This is a genomic window from Bacillus cereus group sp. BfR-BA-01331 (assembly GCF_022663915.1).
In the GTDB taxonomy this organism is placed as follows: domain Bacteria; phylum Bacillota; class Bacilli; order Bacillales; family Bacillaceae_G; genus Bacillus_A; species Bacillus_A mycoides.
In genome coordinates this window covers 289110-305172 of the sequence record NZ_JAKUGJ010000002.1, presented here as the reverse complement: position 1 = coordinate 305172, position 16063 = coordinate 289110, and the positions used below count along the sequence as shown (strand labels likewise).

Genomic DNA, 16063 nt, shown 5'->3' with positions numbered 1-16063 from the left:
ATTTGTTTTTGTTATAAATTTGTCAAAAAGAAAGGTATTAATTTTTATGATTGGTGCATATGTGACAATGTTACTTTCATATATTGGGAGGGAGCAGAAAAAAGGGGATGAGCGCTTGGGTTACTTCATGGAAGCTATCTTATTAATACTTGCGGTTGTTTTGCCATTATCTTTTGTTTTAATTTTTTTAAGAAGACTAATAAGTAATTTAGGGGATGCTACAACAATTACAAAATTGCCAGCGGAAGAAAAAGAAGAGAAAAAAGAGTAAGTAAAGCACTATGCGTACGCATAGTGCTTTACTTATGGTAAAATGGGAGAACGGAAACTCCTGTTAGCGACGATTAGCTATAGGAGAGAATAGTAAATAAAGAGGTATACACATATATGAATAAGCGAACAGCGTTAGTACTTGGCGCAAGTGGGCTAGTTGGACAAGAAATAACACGACTATTACTTGACTCAGATTACTACGATTCGGTTACTATTTTTGTAAGAGAACCATTACAATTACAGCATGAGAAATTGCAACAGAAACAGGTGGATTTTTCAGTATTAGAGGAATACAAAGAATTTTTTGCAGTAGATGATGTTTTTAGTTGCTTAGGAACAACGATAAAAAAAGCGAAGTCGAAGTCGAATTTTAAAAAAGTAGATTATGAATATACATTACGAGCTGCCTGCTTAGCTGAAAAACAAGGCGTGCAAAATTTTCTTGTTATTTCATCAATGGGAGCAAAACCTAAATCATTTTTCTTTTACTCGCAAGTGAAGGGGAAAATGGAAGAGGAGCTGAAAAAGCTAGTTATTGGTGGCATACATATTTTCAGGCCGTCATTATTAGTTGGAAATCGACAAGAATATCGTTTTGGGGAAAGAATGGCTGAGAAATTATCTCGTATTCTTCCGTTTATATTTAAAGGGGCTTTTAAAAAGTATAAACCAATTTCAGCTAAAGATGTGGCGAAAGGAATGTATATAACAGCGCTACGTGAAGAATCTGGTATTCATATTTATAGTTCAAACGATATTATAGAAATAAAATAAGTAAAACCGAGAAGAATAATTTCTCGGTTTTATTTATTAGTTTTAATTTTCCCGGGTGCTCGTCGGTACTGATATGGTTCTTTTAATTCAAAGCCAAGTTCATTGGCAGCTATTCTTGGGAAGTATGGATTACGAAGTAACTCGCGTCCGATAAAAATTAAATCTGCTTCGTTATTATTTAAAATTTGCTCTGCTTGTGATCCGGTTGTAATTAATCCTACCGCACCAGTCGCGATGTCAACATGCTCCTTAATATGTTTAGCATATTGTACTTGGTAACCAGGATACACATCAATATGTGCGGGTACAACAGCACCAGAACTACAATCGATTAAATCTACCCCTTGTTCTTTCATCCATCCTGTATACTGCACATAATCTTGAACCGTTAACCCGTCAGGATGATAATCATTTGCTGAAATACGAACAAATAACGGTCCGTTCCAAACTTCATTTACAGCATCGATGATTTCGCGTAAGAAACGATAGCGGTTTTCAGGTGAGCCCCCGTATTCATCAGTCCGCTTATTGGAAAGCGGAGAAAGAAATTCATTAATAAGATAACCGTGAGCACCATGTAATTCAATAACGTCAACCCCCGCTCGTTTAGAGCGTAAAGCTGCTTTTTGAAAAGCAGAAACAGTTTCTTTAATTTGCTTTTTATTCATTTCTACTGGTATTTTCATTCTATCGTTAAACGGAATTGCTGAGGGAGCGAAAGCATCTGTTTCTAATTCAGCCTTTCTTCCGGCGTGAGCGAGTTGAATGGCTGCTTTTGCACCGTTATTATGTATAAATGTTGTCGTTTTATGTAAGCCTTCAATTAGAGTATCATCCCAAATGCCTAAGTCTTTGTTAGAAATTCGTCCTTCAGGTAACACAGCTGTTGCTTCAATCATAACTAAATCTACTTGGCCAGCAGCCCTGGTTCCATAATGGACGAGATGAAAATTAGTTACTTGGCCATCCTCATTTTCTGATGAATACATGCACATAGGTGACATAATGATACGGTTTTTTAGCGTAACGTCCTTAATTGTATAAGGTGAAAAGAGTTGAAACTCCATCAAATATCCCCCTTGATTGAATTTTCTTACATTGTATCATCCTCTTTTTTGTTTCCCTAATAAAACGCTTATACGAAAAATTTCGTCTATTCGTGTTACAATAAATAATATGTAATGAATTGGAGGATGACATATGTACCAGGCTTATTATGATAGTGAATTAGGTTTGTTAGAAATTACAGCGAACGAAGAAGGAATTACGTCTGTTATATTTGTTGAAGATAGAAAAGAAGAACATAAAAATGAACTTGTTGAACAATGTATAAATGAATTAGATGAATACTTTGAAGGAAAAAGAAAAGAGTTTACAGTTCCATTGTCTGCTGAAGGAACACCATTCCAAAAGAATGTATGGGATGCACTTTACACTGTTCCGTATGGCGTAAGTGCTTCATATTTAGATATTGCGGAGAAGGTTGGGAATACGAAAGCTGTACGAGCGATAGGAGGGGCAAATAGCCGGAATCCAATTTCAATTATCGTTCCATGCCATCGTGTAATAGGAAAGAGTGGAAAACTTGTTGGGTATGCGGGTGGTTTATGGAGGAAAGAGTGGTTATTGAAACATGAAGGTATTTTAAATAAATCGTAAGAAACAACCTTTGGAACGAGGGAGTTAGCTCGGCTGTCCTAAGACAAATCCGTTAGCTATCAAAAGTAACGATGAACCGAGAAGCCCCCACTTCGGGGTAAGCTCGCAAGAGATACTAAGTGGTGGGTAGTTCACAATGAAGTATGGATGGAAAGAGGGATTGTTTTGAAATGTATAAATTGTGGGCGACCTTGTATTAATGATCAGCTGAATTGTGCAAATTGTCAACGAAACCTGCATAATGAACAAGGTGAAGAAAGCTCGCTAATAGACAAAGAATTAGAAGTATATGTAGGGAGACAATATCCATATTACAAAAGAAAATGGGAGCTTGAGAATAAGCGAATTGCTAGGTGGAGCTGGAATGGTCTGGCTGCTATTTTTAATGTAGGTTGGCTTGGATATCGTAAGTATTACGTACCTGCTGCTTTATTTATACTGTTATTAGTAGCATGTGATGCATTTTCTTATTATATGGGGTTCAACGTAGCGTTGCCAATCATTAATATGGTGCCTCTTACGTTTTTATTACTCATTTTCATTCTATTTGGGATGGGGATTTTTGCAAATGGATTATATTATCAATTTGCAGAAAGGCGTATATATCGAATAAAAGCACGGGGAATTAAAGATGAATCGGTTGAAAATTATCTCATCCGTGATAGTGGTGGAACGAGTAAAATGGGAGCAACAATCGTTACTATTTTAGCAGTTGCTAGTATTTTTTTCAGTCATTTCTTTTTTCCGACTGATCGAGATATTATACAAAAAGTACGTACAAGTTCGCTTTATGAATATCCGTTCTTTTCGATTGGTGAATCGTTTGAAAGCTATTTTCAAAATTCAGGGTGGATATATTATCGTGGTTCGGAAGGTATGGAATTAGTAGAATTTCAAGGATACAGCCCAGGGATGCCAAGACAAAAAGTTACAATTCAATTTATTGTTGATTATAAATTGAGTGAAATTGAGCCATATTCCCTTACGATTAATGGTGAATCTAAAAATGAAGAAGAGTTTTTGAAGATGATGGAAGAAATATTCAAGGTTCAAAATCCGTTTGAAATAGAGGATGGATTGCAAGTAAATGCTATTCAACAAAGCGGAGGGAAAGCAATTTCTGACCGCTTTTTTTCTTTTTATGAAAATAAACATTTAAAATAATCAGAATTTTTTGTATAATAAAATATATTATACAAGTTTTAACTTATACATATAGATTGGGGGAAGGAAGAATGAAGAGAAAGGTAACAACGATTGCTGCAGTTGCATTATCGGCTAGTGTATTGGTTGCAGGTTGCGGAAATGGGGAGAAGGCATCTACAACGAAGAAAGAAGCAGGTAAGGGAGTAGCGGATAAGCAAGTATTAAACTTACTAGAAACAGCTGAAATTCCTTCAATGGATACATCTAAATCAACAGATTCTGTATCTTTCCGTGTATTTGTAAATGCAATGGAAGGATTATATCGTCTAGATAAAGATAATAAACCAACTCCAGGTATGGCCAAAGACGTGAAGATTAGTGAAGATAAAAAGACATATACATTTGAATTACGTGATGCAAAATGGTCAAATGGTGATCCAGTTCGAGCACAAGATTTTGTATATGCATGGCAACGTACATTAGATAAAGCAATAGCAGCAGAATATGCATTTATTTTATTTGATGTGAAAAATGCACAGAAAGTAAATAAAGGAGAAGTACCGTCGGATCAATTAGGTGTTAAAGCGAAGGATGATAAAACGTTGGTAGTAGAATTAGAGCAACCAGCACCTTATTTCCTTGAGCTTACTTCGTTCCCTACATTCTTCCCATTAAATGAAAAGTATGTAAAAGGACAAGGGGATAAATACGGATTAGAAGCAGATAAATTATTGTACAATGGACCATTTACAATGAGTGAATGGAAACATGAACAAAGTTACCAGTTAAAGAAAAACCCAAATTATTGGGATAAAGATGCTGTAAAATTACAAGAAATTAATGTGGGTATAGTAAAAGAGACAAGTACTGGGGTAAATTTATATGATAGTGATCAAGCAGATCGTGTCATTTTAAGTTCTGAGTTTGTAGACAAATATAAAAAGAATAAACCAGATGAATTTAAAACGAAGCTAGACCCACGTATGTATTTCCTACGTTTTAATCAAAAAAATGCAACGTTTAAAAATCAAAAGGTTCGTGAGGCGATTGATTTAGCGTACGATAAAAAAGGAATTGCGGATGTAATTTTGAATGATGGATCATTGCCAGCGTATTTCTTAGTACCTGAAAAGTTTACGACAGGACCAGATGGAAAAGACTTCCGTACTGTAAATAAAAATTTCCGTGACAGTAAAGATAATGCTGCGAAAGCAAAAAAACTGTGGGAAGAAGCGAAGAAAGAACTTGGTCAAGATACAATTACAGTAGAATTACTAAATGATGATAACGGTAGTCGTAAAAAAGTGGGCGACTTTATTAAAGAAGAATTAGAGAAAAACTTACCTGGTATTAAAGTGAATTTGAAGCAACAACCATATAAGCAGAAGTTAGATTTAGAAAAGAAATTTGAATATGAATTCTCATTATCTGCATGGAGTCCAGATTATCCAGACCCAATGACATATATTGATATGTTCGTTACTGGAAGCTCATTTAATGAAATGGATTATTCAAATCCGAAGTACGATGATTTAGTAGCAAAATCAAAAGGAGAACTACTAAAAGATGACGCAGCACGCTGGAAAGCACTTGCAGAAGCTGAAAAAATCTTAATTGGTCAAGATGCTGCAATCTCACCTACGTATCAGCAAAGTACGGCTTATTTAGAGAAGACATATGTAAAAGGTATCGCTAACCATACGTTTGGTGGAGACTTCAGTTATAAATGGGCATATATTACAAAGAAATAGTATAATAAAAGATGAGTGAATTTTCGCTCATCTTTTATTTGTATAGGAGGAATTAGAGTTGTTAAAGGGAATCAATCATCTTTGTTTTTCAGTGTCCAATTTAGAAAACTCTATTACATTTTACGAGAAAGTATTGGAAGGAGAATTATTAGTCAAGGGGAGAAAACTTGCATATTTTAATATATGTGGAGTATGGATAGCGCTTAATGAAGAAACACATATTCCAAGAAAGGAGATTCATCAATCTTATACGCACCTCGCATTTTCTGTTGAACAAGAAGACTTTGAACGCTTACTGCAGCGATTAGAAGAAAATAAAGTTCATATTTTACAAGGAAGAGAGCGTGATGTGAGAGATTGTGAGTCTATATATTTTGTTGATCCTGATGGTCATAAATTTGAGTTTCATTCAGGGACGTTACAAGACCGTCTAAATTATTATAGAGATGAGAAACCTCATATGATATTTTACTAAGGGGGGAAGAAGTTGCATGCGCTTGTAATTGGTGGAACAGGAATGTTAAAGAAAGTTTCTATGTGGCTTTGTGATCAAGGATTTCGTGTGTCTGTTATTGGACGAGATGAAGTGAAATTAGAAAATGTTAAACAAGCTAGTTCCGCACCAAAAAATATTACATGTCTTCCTTTAGATTATCATAATAATGAAGATGTAAAGCTAGCTATTAAAAGTACAATTCAGAGAAATGGCCCAATTACATTAGTTGTTGCATGGATACACTCAAGTGCGAAGGATGCGTTATCACTCATTTGTAATGAGGTTGAATTGTCATCGGAAAAGTATAGTTTATTTCATATATTAGGTAGTAGTGCATCGCGTACGAAGTCACAAAAAATAGGTGGGACATTATGTAGTTATTATAGAATTATATTAGGGTTTATTTTAGAAGATACATATGCAAGATGGCTTACTCATGAAGAGATTGCTGACGGAGTTATAAAAGGAATTGAAAGTAAATGCACAGAATGGATTGTAGGGAGAGTAGAGCCGTGGGAATCGCGGCCGAAATGGTAAGGGGGCATGAAATGAAGACAACGGTATATGTAACAAGGCACGGTGAGACAGAATGGAATGTAGCAGGGCGGATGCAAGGACGGAAAAATTCAGCATTAACAGAGAATGGTATGATACAAGCGAAACAATTAGGGGAGCGTATGAAGGATTTACCACTCCATGCCATATATAGTAGTCCAAGCGAAAGAACGCTTCATACTGCCGAATTGATTAAAGGGGAACGCGATCTTCCAATTATAGAAGATGAACGTTTCTATGAAATAAACATGGGGATATGGGAAGGGCAAACAATTGCTGACTTGGAAATGCAATATCCAGAAGAAGTACATTTATTTTGGAATGAACCACATCTTTTTCAGTCAACATCAGGGGAAAACTTTGCGGCCGTTCATAAAAGAGTAATTGAAGGGATACACTTTCTTTTAGAAAAGCATAAAGGAGAAAATATTTTAATAGTTACTCATGCTGCAGCAGCGAAATTACTCGTAGGGCATTTTGCAGGTGTTGAAATTGAACATGTATGGGGAGAGCCATTTATGCATAGCGCGAGTCTTAGTGTGATTGAATTTGATGAAGATCTTGGTAAAGTAAAACAATTTGCAGATATAAGCCATTTTCAGTAAACGTAAAAAAGGCCGCAATGCGGCCTTTTTTGGTGGGTATAAAAAACTAGCAATTACGTTTTTTATACCAGAAGTGATCGAATTTCTTATTTTTGCAAGATGGGAACTTATGTCCGTCTCTGCAATCATTCCATTTGTGCCCGTCATCGTGACAGTCTTTACCATGATCACAATCATCATCGCAAGAGCTACCGTGTCCGTGAGGGAAGAATTCGCATTTTTTACAGAAACTTCGTTTTGTCCAGAAAAATTTCTTTTCAAAGCGTATGCATTTTGTAACGAAAGTACAATGCTTTCTGCGAGTACGTTTTGTAACTAAAACGCATTCTTTTCTACGCGTCACTTTTGTAACGAACGTCCATTTTTGAACGCGCACACGAGTGCATTTCGTAACAAACGTCCATTTTTTAACATGAGTACATTTTGTAACGAAAGTACAATGTTTTACGCGAGTACATCTTGTTCTTGGACATTTACGCCCTGTTGTACATTTACGCCCTGTTGTACATTTACACCCTGTTGTACATTTATGATGAGAGAATTTATCATCATCGCACTCAAAAGTACTTGGATCTTGGTGTAAGAAATCCTCCATACCAGCACTTTTGATTTCTTCAACAGCTTTTCTAATATCACGTTTCATAGAAATCCTCCTTATCGAGTGTTAAATTGAAAAGGTATTCTTTTTCCTTAACATGATATGAGATTCGACTTCTTTCTGAACAGGACAAGAGTGTAATTTTATATAAATAGATGATAGCGGATGTATGGACAAGACAAGGCGCATACATTGAATGAAGAGAACTGAGAAGGGATGAGAAAACATGCTGCCTTCATATGATTTTTTTGTTCATCCAATGTACTTAGTGGAATTGAAAAAGGACATTTGGTCAGATAGTCCAGTGCCAGCAAAATTAACTTATGGAAAAAAGAAGTATGACATTGATATCGTATACCGAGGGGCTCATATTCGCGAATTTGAGAAAAAGTCTTATCATGTTATGTTTTATAAACCGAAAAAATTTCAAGGCGCGAAAGAGTTTCATTTGAATTCTGAGTTTATGGATCCGTCTCTCATACGAAATAAATTATCTTTAGATTTTTTTCATGATATTGGTGTACTTTCGCCAAAATCACAACATGTATTTATAAAAATTAATGGTCAAATTCAAGGTGTGTATTTACAGTTAGAATCAGTTGATGAAAACTTTTTGAAAAATAGAGGGTTACCGAGTGGTTCTATTTATTATGCGATAGATGATGATGCGAATTTTTCGTTAATGAGTGAGCGAGATAAAGATGTTAAGACAGAGCTCTTTGCGGGTTATGAATTTAAATATTCGAATAAAAATAGTGAAGAACAACTGAGTGAATTTGTATTTCAAGCGAATACTTTGTCGAGGGAAGATTATGAAAAAGAAATCGGGAAGTTTCTACATGTAGATAAATATTTACGATGGTTAGCTGGAGTTATTTTTACGCAAAACTTTGATGGTTTCGTTCATAACTATGCACTATATCATAACGATGAGACAAATTTATTTGAAGTGATACCGTGGGATTATGATGCGACTTGGGGGCGAGATGTACAAGGGAGACCACTTAATCATGAATATATTCGTATTCAAGGTTATAATACGTTAAGTGCAAGATTGTTAGATATACCTGTATTTAGAAAACAATACCGAAGTATTTTGGAAGAAATATTAGAAGAACAATTTACCGTTTCGTTTATGATGCCGAAAGTAGAAGGTTTGTGTGAATCGATTCGTCCATATTTACTACAAGATCCATATATGAAAGAAAAATTAGAAACATTTGATCAAGAAGCTGATATGATTGATGAATATATAAATAAAAGAAGGAAGTATATACAAGACCACTTACATGAATTGGATTAATTTTGAAAGAGATTGGAACATTATCAATCTCTTTTTTTGTATAATAAAGATGTATCAATTTAATTGACGTAATATTTACTTAATAAAGAATGGAGATGTGGAAACATGACGGTCAAGTGGATTGATTGGGTAAAACAAATACAATCTATAGCTCAAGCGGGTTTAACGTATTCTAAGGATGTATATGATATAGAGCGTTTTCAACAATTACGGGACATTTCAGTTTCAATGATGTCACATTATACAAAGACAGATTGGGAAGTAGTAGAGAATTTATTTGCAAGTGAGACAGGCTATCAAACACCTAAAGTTGATATACGGGCAGTTATTTTTCAAAATGAAAAACTATTATTTGTGAAAGAAAAAAGTGATAGGAAATGGGCATTGCCAGGTGGATGGGCTGATGTTGGTTATACGCCAACAGAAGTAGCAGCAAAAGAAGTTTTAGAGGAGACGGGCTATGAAGTGGATGATTTTAAGCTACTCGCTATATTTGATAAAGAAAAACATCAACCATCGCCTTCAGCAACACATGTATATAAAATTTTTATTGGCTGTAAGATTATTGGTGGCGAAAAGAAAACTAGTATTGAAACAGAAGATGTGGAGTTTTTTGATGAGAATGAATTGCCTAATTTATCAATTGCTAGAAATACAGAAGAGCAAATTAAAGAAATGTTTGCCTACATGAAAGACCCGCAGAAAGAAAAAATAATAGATTAATACTGCTAGAATTGTACATATTGTTAAAATGAAGATATTGGCAGATGCCAATCTTTATGTGATAATGGGATGGTATGTGAAGAAAAAGGAGATAGAAAAGAAAATGTTAGCAAGCATAATAGATCAGTTATTGCAATTCTTTGCAAGTCTAGGATACTTTGGAGTAGCGCTAGCTTTAATGATTGAAATTATCCCGAGTGAAATTGTACTTTCGTATGCTGGATTTTTAGTAGCGGATGGTAAAATTAGTTTTGTCGGTGCAGTTATCGCCGGAACTATTGGTGGTACTTTAGCCCAAATCTTTTTATACTGGCTTGGATATTACGGAGGGCGTCCGGTTGTAGAGAAATATGGGAAATATCTACTTATTAATAAACACCATTTAGACATAGCGGAAGGTTGGTTTAAGCGTTACGGAGCAGGAGTAATCTTTTCTGCACGCTTTATCCCAGTAGTACGTCATGCAATCTCTATTCCAGCAGGATTAGCTAAAATGCCGTTAAAACTATTTACACTATATACAGTAGTTGCGATTATCCCATGGTCAATACTATTTATATACTTAGGTGAAAAGCTTGGTGGAAATTGGCGACACATTAAAGAGTATGCATCTGATTACACACATTACATAATTATAGGAGCTGTTCTCTTTGTTGCTCTATACTTCGGTTTAAAGTATTTAAAAAAGAAAAAAGCAGCGCGTTAAAGTCAATGATTTTTCATTGGCTTTTTTAATTGTTTGGGTTCTAAAAAAAAGGAGTTGTCCATAATGTGTAATAATAAGGCGTAGCGGGGGAATGTGATGAAAGGATCACCGTTTTTACGTGGAACGATATTTTTAACGATGGCAACGATGATATCTAAAATGTTAGGGTTTATATATGTTATACCATTTACAGCAATGGTGGGTACGAGTGGGTACGTATTATATACGTATGCATACCGTCCTTATACAATTATGCTTAGTATTGCAACGATGGGATTACCACTTGCCGTTTCAAAAATGGTTTCAAAATATGATCAACTCAATGATTATCACACTGTTAAGAGAGTGCTAAAGAGTGGTATCGTTTTTATGGTCATTATGGGCGTTATTTCTTGTTTAGCATTATATATGTTAGCACCACATTTAGCTAAACTTGTGATTGATGGAAATGATCAGTCGGGGAATAGTGTGGTAGCTGTCACGCACAATATTCAAATTGTAAGTTTTGCGTTAATACTCGTTCCTGTAATGAGCTTGTTACGTGGTTTCTTTCAAGGTTTTCAATCTATGGGACCTTCTGCGCTCAGTGTAGTTGTAGAGCAATTTTTTCGGGTCTTAACTATTTTGATAGGAAGCTTTGTCGTTTTATATGTTATAAAAGCTTCTGTTTCGTTGGCAGTTGGTATTTCAACGTTTGGAGCATTTATGGGAGCACTAGGTGGATTAAGTGTTTTAAGTGCGTATTATATGAGAAGGAGAAAACATTTAAAGAAAAAAGAGATTGCCAGTATACCACAAACGACGAAAACTTTTTTTTCGTTGTATAGAGAACTGTTTACATATTCTATTCCTTTCGTTGTAGTTGGATTAGCGATTCCGTTATATCAGACGATTGATACATTTACAATTAATAAACTACTTATACAAATAGGGTATATGCAAGGAGAAGCGGAGAAGATTAATGCGATAATTGGTCTTGTCCAGATGGTTGTACTTATCCCGGTTTCCGTTGCGACTGCTTTTAGTATGTCTCTCGTACCTGAGATGACAAAAGCCTATACAGCAGGGAATGTGAAGTTACTGTACAAACATTTTACGAGGACAAATTTATTAGTGGTAGGAATTACCGTACCGGCGGCGATTGGAATGATGATTTTAGCAAAACCAGTGTATACTCTTTTATTTGGTGCTGGAAATGATCCGGAGATGGGCAGTATTATTTTGCAGTACTATGCTCCTGCTTGTATACTATTCTCACTATTTACAGTAACCGCTGCCATGTTACAAGGAATTAATCAACAACAGAAAACAGTGCTAGGATTAGTAATCGGAATAACTGTGAAGATAGTTTTAAATATTGTATTGCTACCGTATTTTGATTATGTAAGTTTTATCATTTCAACATACGCTGGCTATACGATTTCGGTCGGCTTTAACTTGTGGATGCTTTCTAAATATGTTATAAAGGCAACATAAGCTTTTTTAAAGGCAGAGAACACTCTGTCTTTTTCTATGTTTACAAGATTTTTCTTAAAAAAACGTTTTCAAAATAATTTTTCTATTGAAATTTAATCGTTTGTTTCATATGCTGAAAATAGCGGTTCAAAAACTGTTGTTTAAGTGAGGTAGATTCCCACATGTAAAAAGAATCGGGGTGATAGTATGTTAAATATTTATTTAACAGACCGAAACGGAAAACTACAAGAGATTGAGGAAATGCAAAAGGGCTGCTGGATTAATGTACTTCATCCAACAGAAGAAGAAATTCAGTATCTAGTACAAACTTTAAATGTAGACTTAGATTTCATTAAAGATCCTTTGGATGATGAAGAACGTTCTCGTATTGAAAAGGAAGACAATAATACTTTAATTATCGTGGATATTCCGACAGTCAGACATGATGAAGAAGGAAATTCAATTTATGACACGATTCCAATAGGTATGATTGTAATGCCAGATTGTTTTGTTACTATTTGCTTAGAAGAAAATCCAATTTTTGAACGCTTTATTAATCAACGTATTAAAGAATTTTATACGTTTAAAAAGACGCGCTTCGCACTTCAGCTCTTATATACAATTTCTACTTATTATTTAAGATACTTAAAGCAAATTAATCGAAAAACAATCGATTTAGAGCACCAATTAAATAAGTCGATGAAAAATAAAGAAATTTTCACATTGCTCGGCCTTGAAAAAAGTTTAGTTTATTTTACAACATCATTAAAGGCAAATAAAATTGTAATTCAAAAATTAATGCGAAACAGTACATTTTTGAAAATGTATGAAGACGATCAAGATTTACTAGAAGATGTATTAATTGAAAATAAGCAGGCTATTGAAATGGCGGAAATATATAGTCACATTTTAAGTGGAATGATGAATACATTTAGTTCGGTTATTTCTAACAATTTAAATAGTGTTATGAAACTGTTGACTTCTATTACAATCATTTTATCATTACCAACGATGGTTTCTAGTTTCTTTGGAATGAACGTAAAGGTTCCGTTTGAAGGGGAAGCACATGGTTTTGTAATTGTACTTATAATATGTGTAACATTATCTTTCACTTTAGCATTTGTTTTTTGGAAGAAACGTTACTTTTAATGATAGGAAAGCTGCGCTAGCATAGTTATAAAACTGTGCTAGCGCAGCTTTTTTTGCTATGAAATCTCAATTTTGGAACAGAATATAACTTGTGAAATGTAATGTGTATGAAGGTTATGAATTCCATATAACTCTTGTTCAAATAATGAAATGGGGTTAAAATTACATATTGTTAATGAAAAGTTGGAGGAAATACATCATGGAATTTTTTCAATTACCGAAAGCATTCCTGCAAATGAATACAATCTTTATCTCAATATTAATCGAAGCACTTCCTTTTGTGCTAATTGGTGTATTTATTTCAGGATTCATTCAAATGTTTGTGACAGAAGATATGGTGGCAAAATGGATGCCTAAAAACCGATTTCTGTCTGTTTTATTAGCTACTTTTTTAGGTATGATGTTTCCTGGATGTGAATGTGGAATTGTTCCGATTGTAAGACGATTAATCGGAAAAGGGGTTCCACCGTATGCAGGAATTGCATTTATGTTAACTGGACCGATTATTAATCCAGTTGTATTATTTGCAACATATGTTGCTTTTGGAAGTAGTATGCACATGGTATGGTATCGTTCTATTGTAGCGATTATCGTAGCAATTATCGTTGGAATTATATTATCATTTATGTTTAAAGAACATCAATTAAGAGATGATCACTTCCCAGAAGTGAATCATAAGCGTCCGTTACGTACAAAAATGTGGGATGTATGTACACATGCTGTTGAGGAATTTTTCTCAATGGGAAAATACTTAGTGTTAGGAGCGTTAATTGCTGCTGCAGTTCAAACGTTTGTACAAACTTCAACATTGCTTGCTATTGGACAAGGTCCGTTTTCTTCATCAGCTGTAATGATGGGACTTGCTTTCATTTTATCACTTTGTTCAGAGGCGGATGCATTTATTGCTTCTTCGTTCCAAAGTACATTTTCAACAGCGTCACTTGTCGCGTTCCTCGTATATGGACCGATGGTGGATATTAAAAATATGTTTATGATGCTTGCGACATTTAAAACAAAATTTGTAATTGTTGTGACGGTTACAGTTACACTTGTTGTTTATGCAAGCTCACTACTCATTTATGCGATGGGGTGGTAGGTTATGTTTCGAGCATATATATTATTAGGTTTTACAATTTTAATTGGACAGCTTCATATTTCCGGTAATATTACGAAGTATATAAATATGAAGTACGCCTATTTATCAAAAACTGCAGCTATTATTTTAGGTTTCTTAACGATTGTACAAATTATTATCGTTTTCCAAAAAGAACATCAAAAAGAAAAAGAGAAACATGATTGTAGTTGTGATCATAGTCATTGCGGGCATGATCATTCGAAAGATGAGAATACATGGTGGAAAAAAGTGTTTTCTTACACGTTATTCTGTTTTCCAATCATTACAGGATTGTTTTTCCCAATTGCAACATTAGATTCCGATATTGTTAAGGCGAAGGGATTCCATTTTCCAGTAGCGCAAGCAGAAAGTAAAGATCCATTTATGACAAGGCAATTTCTAAGACCTGACACGAGCATTTATTACGGGAAAGAAGGATACCGTGGTGTAATGGAAAAAGGGAAGAAAGAGTTTGTTACGAAAGATAATATCACTTTAAAAGATGAAGATTTCTTAAAGGGTATGGAGACAATTTATAATTATCCTGGTGAATTTACTGGTAAAACCCTGTCTTATAAAGGATTTGTTTTTCGAGATGACTCTTCTAAAAAGGAACAATATTTCTTGTTCCGTTTCGGCATTATACATTGTGTTGCCGATTCGGGTGTATATGGTATGTTAGTTAAAAAACCAGAAGGTGTAGAGTGGAAAAATGATGATTGGATTCAGATAGAGGGAGAAATTTCAACTGAATTTTATCAGCCGTTTCATGCGAATATTCCAGTGTTAGAAGTAACGAAATGGAATAAAGTTGAACAGCCGAAAGAACAATATGTATTTAGAGGAGCCGATTGATAAAATCGGTTCTTTTTTGTGGACTAAAAGTTCTAAAAATTGTTAATATTAAACGTGTAGTTCATGAGGTGTAGTGTATATTGGGATATTAGAGATAAATAATTAAAGGGGTGATAACAATGACTGAAGTAAAGGGTAAAACAGCTAATGAATCAAGAGTGTTTAAAACGAGTCGAGTATTTCCAACGGATTTAAATGATCATAACACGCTATTTGGTGGAAAGATATTGGCGGAGATGGATATGGTTGCTTCAATTTCAGCAACGAGACACTCGAGAATGGAATGTGTCACAGCGTCTATGGATTGGGTAGATTTCTTACATCCAGTACGTTCTTCAGATTGTGTTAGTTATGAATCTTTCGTAATTTGGACGGGAAGAACTTCTATGGAGATATTTGTGAAAGTAGTAGCAGAAGATTTAATTTCAGGTAAAAAACGTGTAGCAGCAACTTCATTCGTTACTTTTGTTGCGCTTAGTAAGGAGAATAATCCAGTTCCTGTACCGCGTGTTATCCCTGAGACAGAAGAGGAGAAAGAATTGCATCGAATTGCTGTGTCACGTGCAGAACAGCGCCATATTCGTAAGGCAGAGAGTAAGAAGGTAGCTACACTGCTAACTTTTTGATGTGAAATACTTTCCTAGTGGTACTATTTTGTAATAGGTTAGGAGATTTTTGAAATGAAAAGCGGACACCTAAAAATAGGTGTCCGCTTTTATAGTTTTTTCATCCCCATATCGTACTACAATAACTGCTTAGCAGAAGCAAGCAGCACCGACGATAATTAAGAGGATAAATAATACGACTAGTAGCGCAAATCCATTACCATGTGCGAAGCCCATTGTTATTTCCTCCTTTTATTTTAAGATACAACATACAATATGCAGATGAGCTCCTGTTT

At 34.8% G+C, this 16063-nt stretch carries 19 protein-coding genes; 16 read left to right on the top strand and 3 right to left on the bottom strand.

What is annotated here, in order from left to right:
* Positions 1-46 precede the first annotated feature (46 nt).
* Both MR155_RS05785 and MR155_RS05780 read left to right on the top strand, forming a co-directional pair.
* Positions 47-271 (top strand): hypothetical protein, encoded by a 225-nt coding sequence (locus MR155_RS05785; RefSeq protein WP_002012427.1) that lies wholly within the window; start codon positions 47-49, stop codon positions 269-271.
* Positions 272-387: 116 nt separating this feature from the next.
* Positions 388-1047 (top strand): oxidoreductase, encoded by a 660-nt coding sequence (locus MR155_RS05780; protein WP_002031464.1) that lies wholly within the window; start codon positions 388-390, stop codon positions 1045-1047.
* Between the two features lie 29 nt (positions 1048-1076).
* On the opposite strand, the gene namA is transcribed toward MR155_RS05780, so the two are convergent.
* Positions 1077-2114 carry an NADPH dehydrogenase NamA gene (gene namA, locus MR155_RS05775; protein ID WP_242308635.1) on the bottom strand — a complete coding sequence of 346 codons (1038 nt, stop codon included), beginning with the start codon at positions 2112-2114 and terminating at the stop codon, positions 1077-1079.
* A 133-nt stretch (positions 2115-2247) separates the two neighbouring features.
* On the opposite strand from namA, the gene MR155_RS05770 reads away from it, so the two are divergent.
* From MR155_RS05770 to MR155_RS05745, 6 genes are all read left to right on the top strand, one after another.
* A complete protein-coding gene (locus tag MR155_RS05770; RefSeq protein ID WP_002086069.1) occupies positions 2248-2706 on the top strand; it encodes a methylated-DNA--[protein]-cysteine S-methyltransferase in 459 nt (152 codons plus the stop codon).
* A 165-nt stretch (positions 2707-2871) separates the two neighbouring features.
* A complete protein-coding gene (locus MR155_RS05765; RefSeq protein ID WP_242308633.1) occupies positions 2872-3870 on the top strand; it encodes a DUF2628 domain-containing protein in 999 nt (332 codons plus the stop codon).
* Between the two features lie 71 nt (positions 3871-3941).
* Positions 3942-5603, top strand: a complete 1662-nt coding sequence (locus tag MR155_RS05760; RefSeq protein WP_012260774.1) for a peptide ABC transporter substrate-binding protein — start codon at positions 3942-3944, stop codon at positions 5601-5603.
* A gap of 58 nt (positions 5604-5661) precedes the next feature.
* A complete protein-coding gene (gene fosB / locus MR155_RS05755; protein WP_219302072.1) occupies positions 5662-6078 on the top strand; it encodes a FosBx1 family fosfomycin resistance bacillithiol transferase in 417 nt (138 codons plus the stop codon).
* A gap of 12 nt (positions 6079-6090) precedes the next feature.
* Positions 6091-6636 carry a short-chain dehydrogenase gene (locus MR155_RS05750; protein ID WP_219302073.1) on the top strand — a complete coding sequence of 182 codons (546 nt, stop codon included), beginning with the start codon at positions 6091-6093 and terminating at the stop codon, positions 6634-6636.
* Between the two features lie 11 nt (positions 6637-6647).
* The gene (locus tag MR155_RS05745) at positions 6648-7259 is read left to right on the top strand and encodes a phosphoserine phosphatase 1 (protein WP_242308631.1); all 612 of its coding nucleotides are present in this window, start codon (positions 6648-6650) and stop codon (positions 7257-7259) included.
* Between the two features lie 46 nt (positions 7260-7305).
* On the opposite strand, the gene exsB is transcribed toward MR155_RS05745, so the two are convergent.
* Positions 7306-7902: an exosporium protein ExsB gene (exsB, locus tag MR155_RS05740; RefSeq protein ID WP_002193076.1), complete on the bottom strand. Its 597-nt coding sequence runs from the start codon at positions 7900-7902 to the stop codon at positions 7306-7308.
* Positions 7903-8083: 181 nt separating this feature from the next.
* On the opposite strand from exsB, the gene cotH reads away from it, so the two are divergent.
* The 8 genes from cotH to MR155_RS05700 all read left to right on the top strand — a co-directional run bounded on the left by cotH (position 8084) and on the right by MR155_RS05700 (position 15788).
* Positions 8084-9160, top strand: coding sequence for a spore coat protein CotH (gene cotH, locus MR155_RS05735; RefSeq protein ID WP_000937998.1), 1077 nt, complete (start codon positions 8084-8086; stop codon positions 9158-9160).
* Positions 9161-9265: 105 nt separating this feature from the next.
* Positions 9266-9883 carry an NUDIX hydrolase N-terminal domain-containing protein gene (locus MR155_RS05730; protein ID WP_113938285.1) on the top strand — a complete coding sequence of 206 codons (618 nt, stop codon included), beginning with the start codon at positions 9266-9268 and terminating at the stop codon, positions 9881-9883.
* A 103-nt stretch (positions 9884-9986) separates the two neighbouring features.
* On the top strand, positions 9987-10589 hold the full coding sequence (gene uptA / locus MR155_RS05725; RefSeq protein ID WP_000881203.1) for an undecaprenyl phosphate transporter UptA: 603 nt from the start codon (positions 9987-9989) through the stop codon (positions 10587-10589).
* 96 nt (positions 10590-10685) lie between these two features.
* A complete protein-coding gene (locus tag MR155_RS05720) occupies positions 10686-12065 on the top strand; it encodes a putative polysaccharide biosynthesis protein (RefSeq protein ID WP_242308622.1) in 1380 nt (459 codons plus the stop codon).
* A 186-nt stretch (positions 12066-12251) separates the two neighbouring features.
* A complete protein-coding gene (locus tag MR155_RS05715) occupies positions 12252-13193 on the top strand; it encodes a magnesium transporter CorA family protein (protein WP_000932386.1) in 942 nt (313 codons plus the stop codon).
* 199 nt (positions 13194-13392) lie between these two features.
* The gene (locus MR155_RS05710; protein ID WP_219302075.1) at positions 13393-14289 is read left to right on the top strand and encodes a permease; all 897 of its coding nucleotides are present in this window, start codon (positions 13393-13395) and stop codon (positions 14287-14289) included.
* A 3-nt stretch (positions 14290-14292) separates the two neighbouring features.
* Complete coding sequence (locus MR155_RS05705) at positions 14293-15162, top strand: TIGR03943 family putative permease subunit (protein WP_002012447.1); 870 nt, start codon at positions 14293-14295, stop codon at positions 15160-15162.
* A 119-nt stretch (positions 15163-15281) separates the two neighbouring features.
* A complete protein-coding gene (locus MR155_RS05700) occupies positions 15282-15788 on the top strand; it encodes an acyl-CoA thioesterase (RefSeq protein WP_113938288.1) in 507 nt (168 codons plus the stop codon).
* 129 nt (positions 15789-15917) lie between these two features.
* Here MR155_RS05700 and MR155_RS05695 read toward each other — a convergent pair whose 3' ends face one another.
* Positions 15918-16004 (bottom strand): YjcZ family sporulation protein, encoded by an 87-nt coding sequence (locus MR155_RS05695; protein ID WP_000505094.1) that lies wholly within the window; start codon positions 16002-16004, stop codon positions 15918-15920.
* Positions 16005-16063 lie beyond the last annotated feature (59 nt).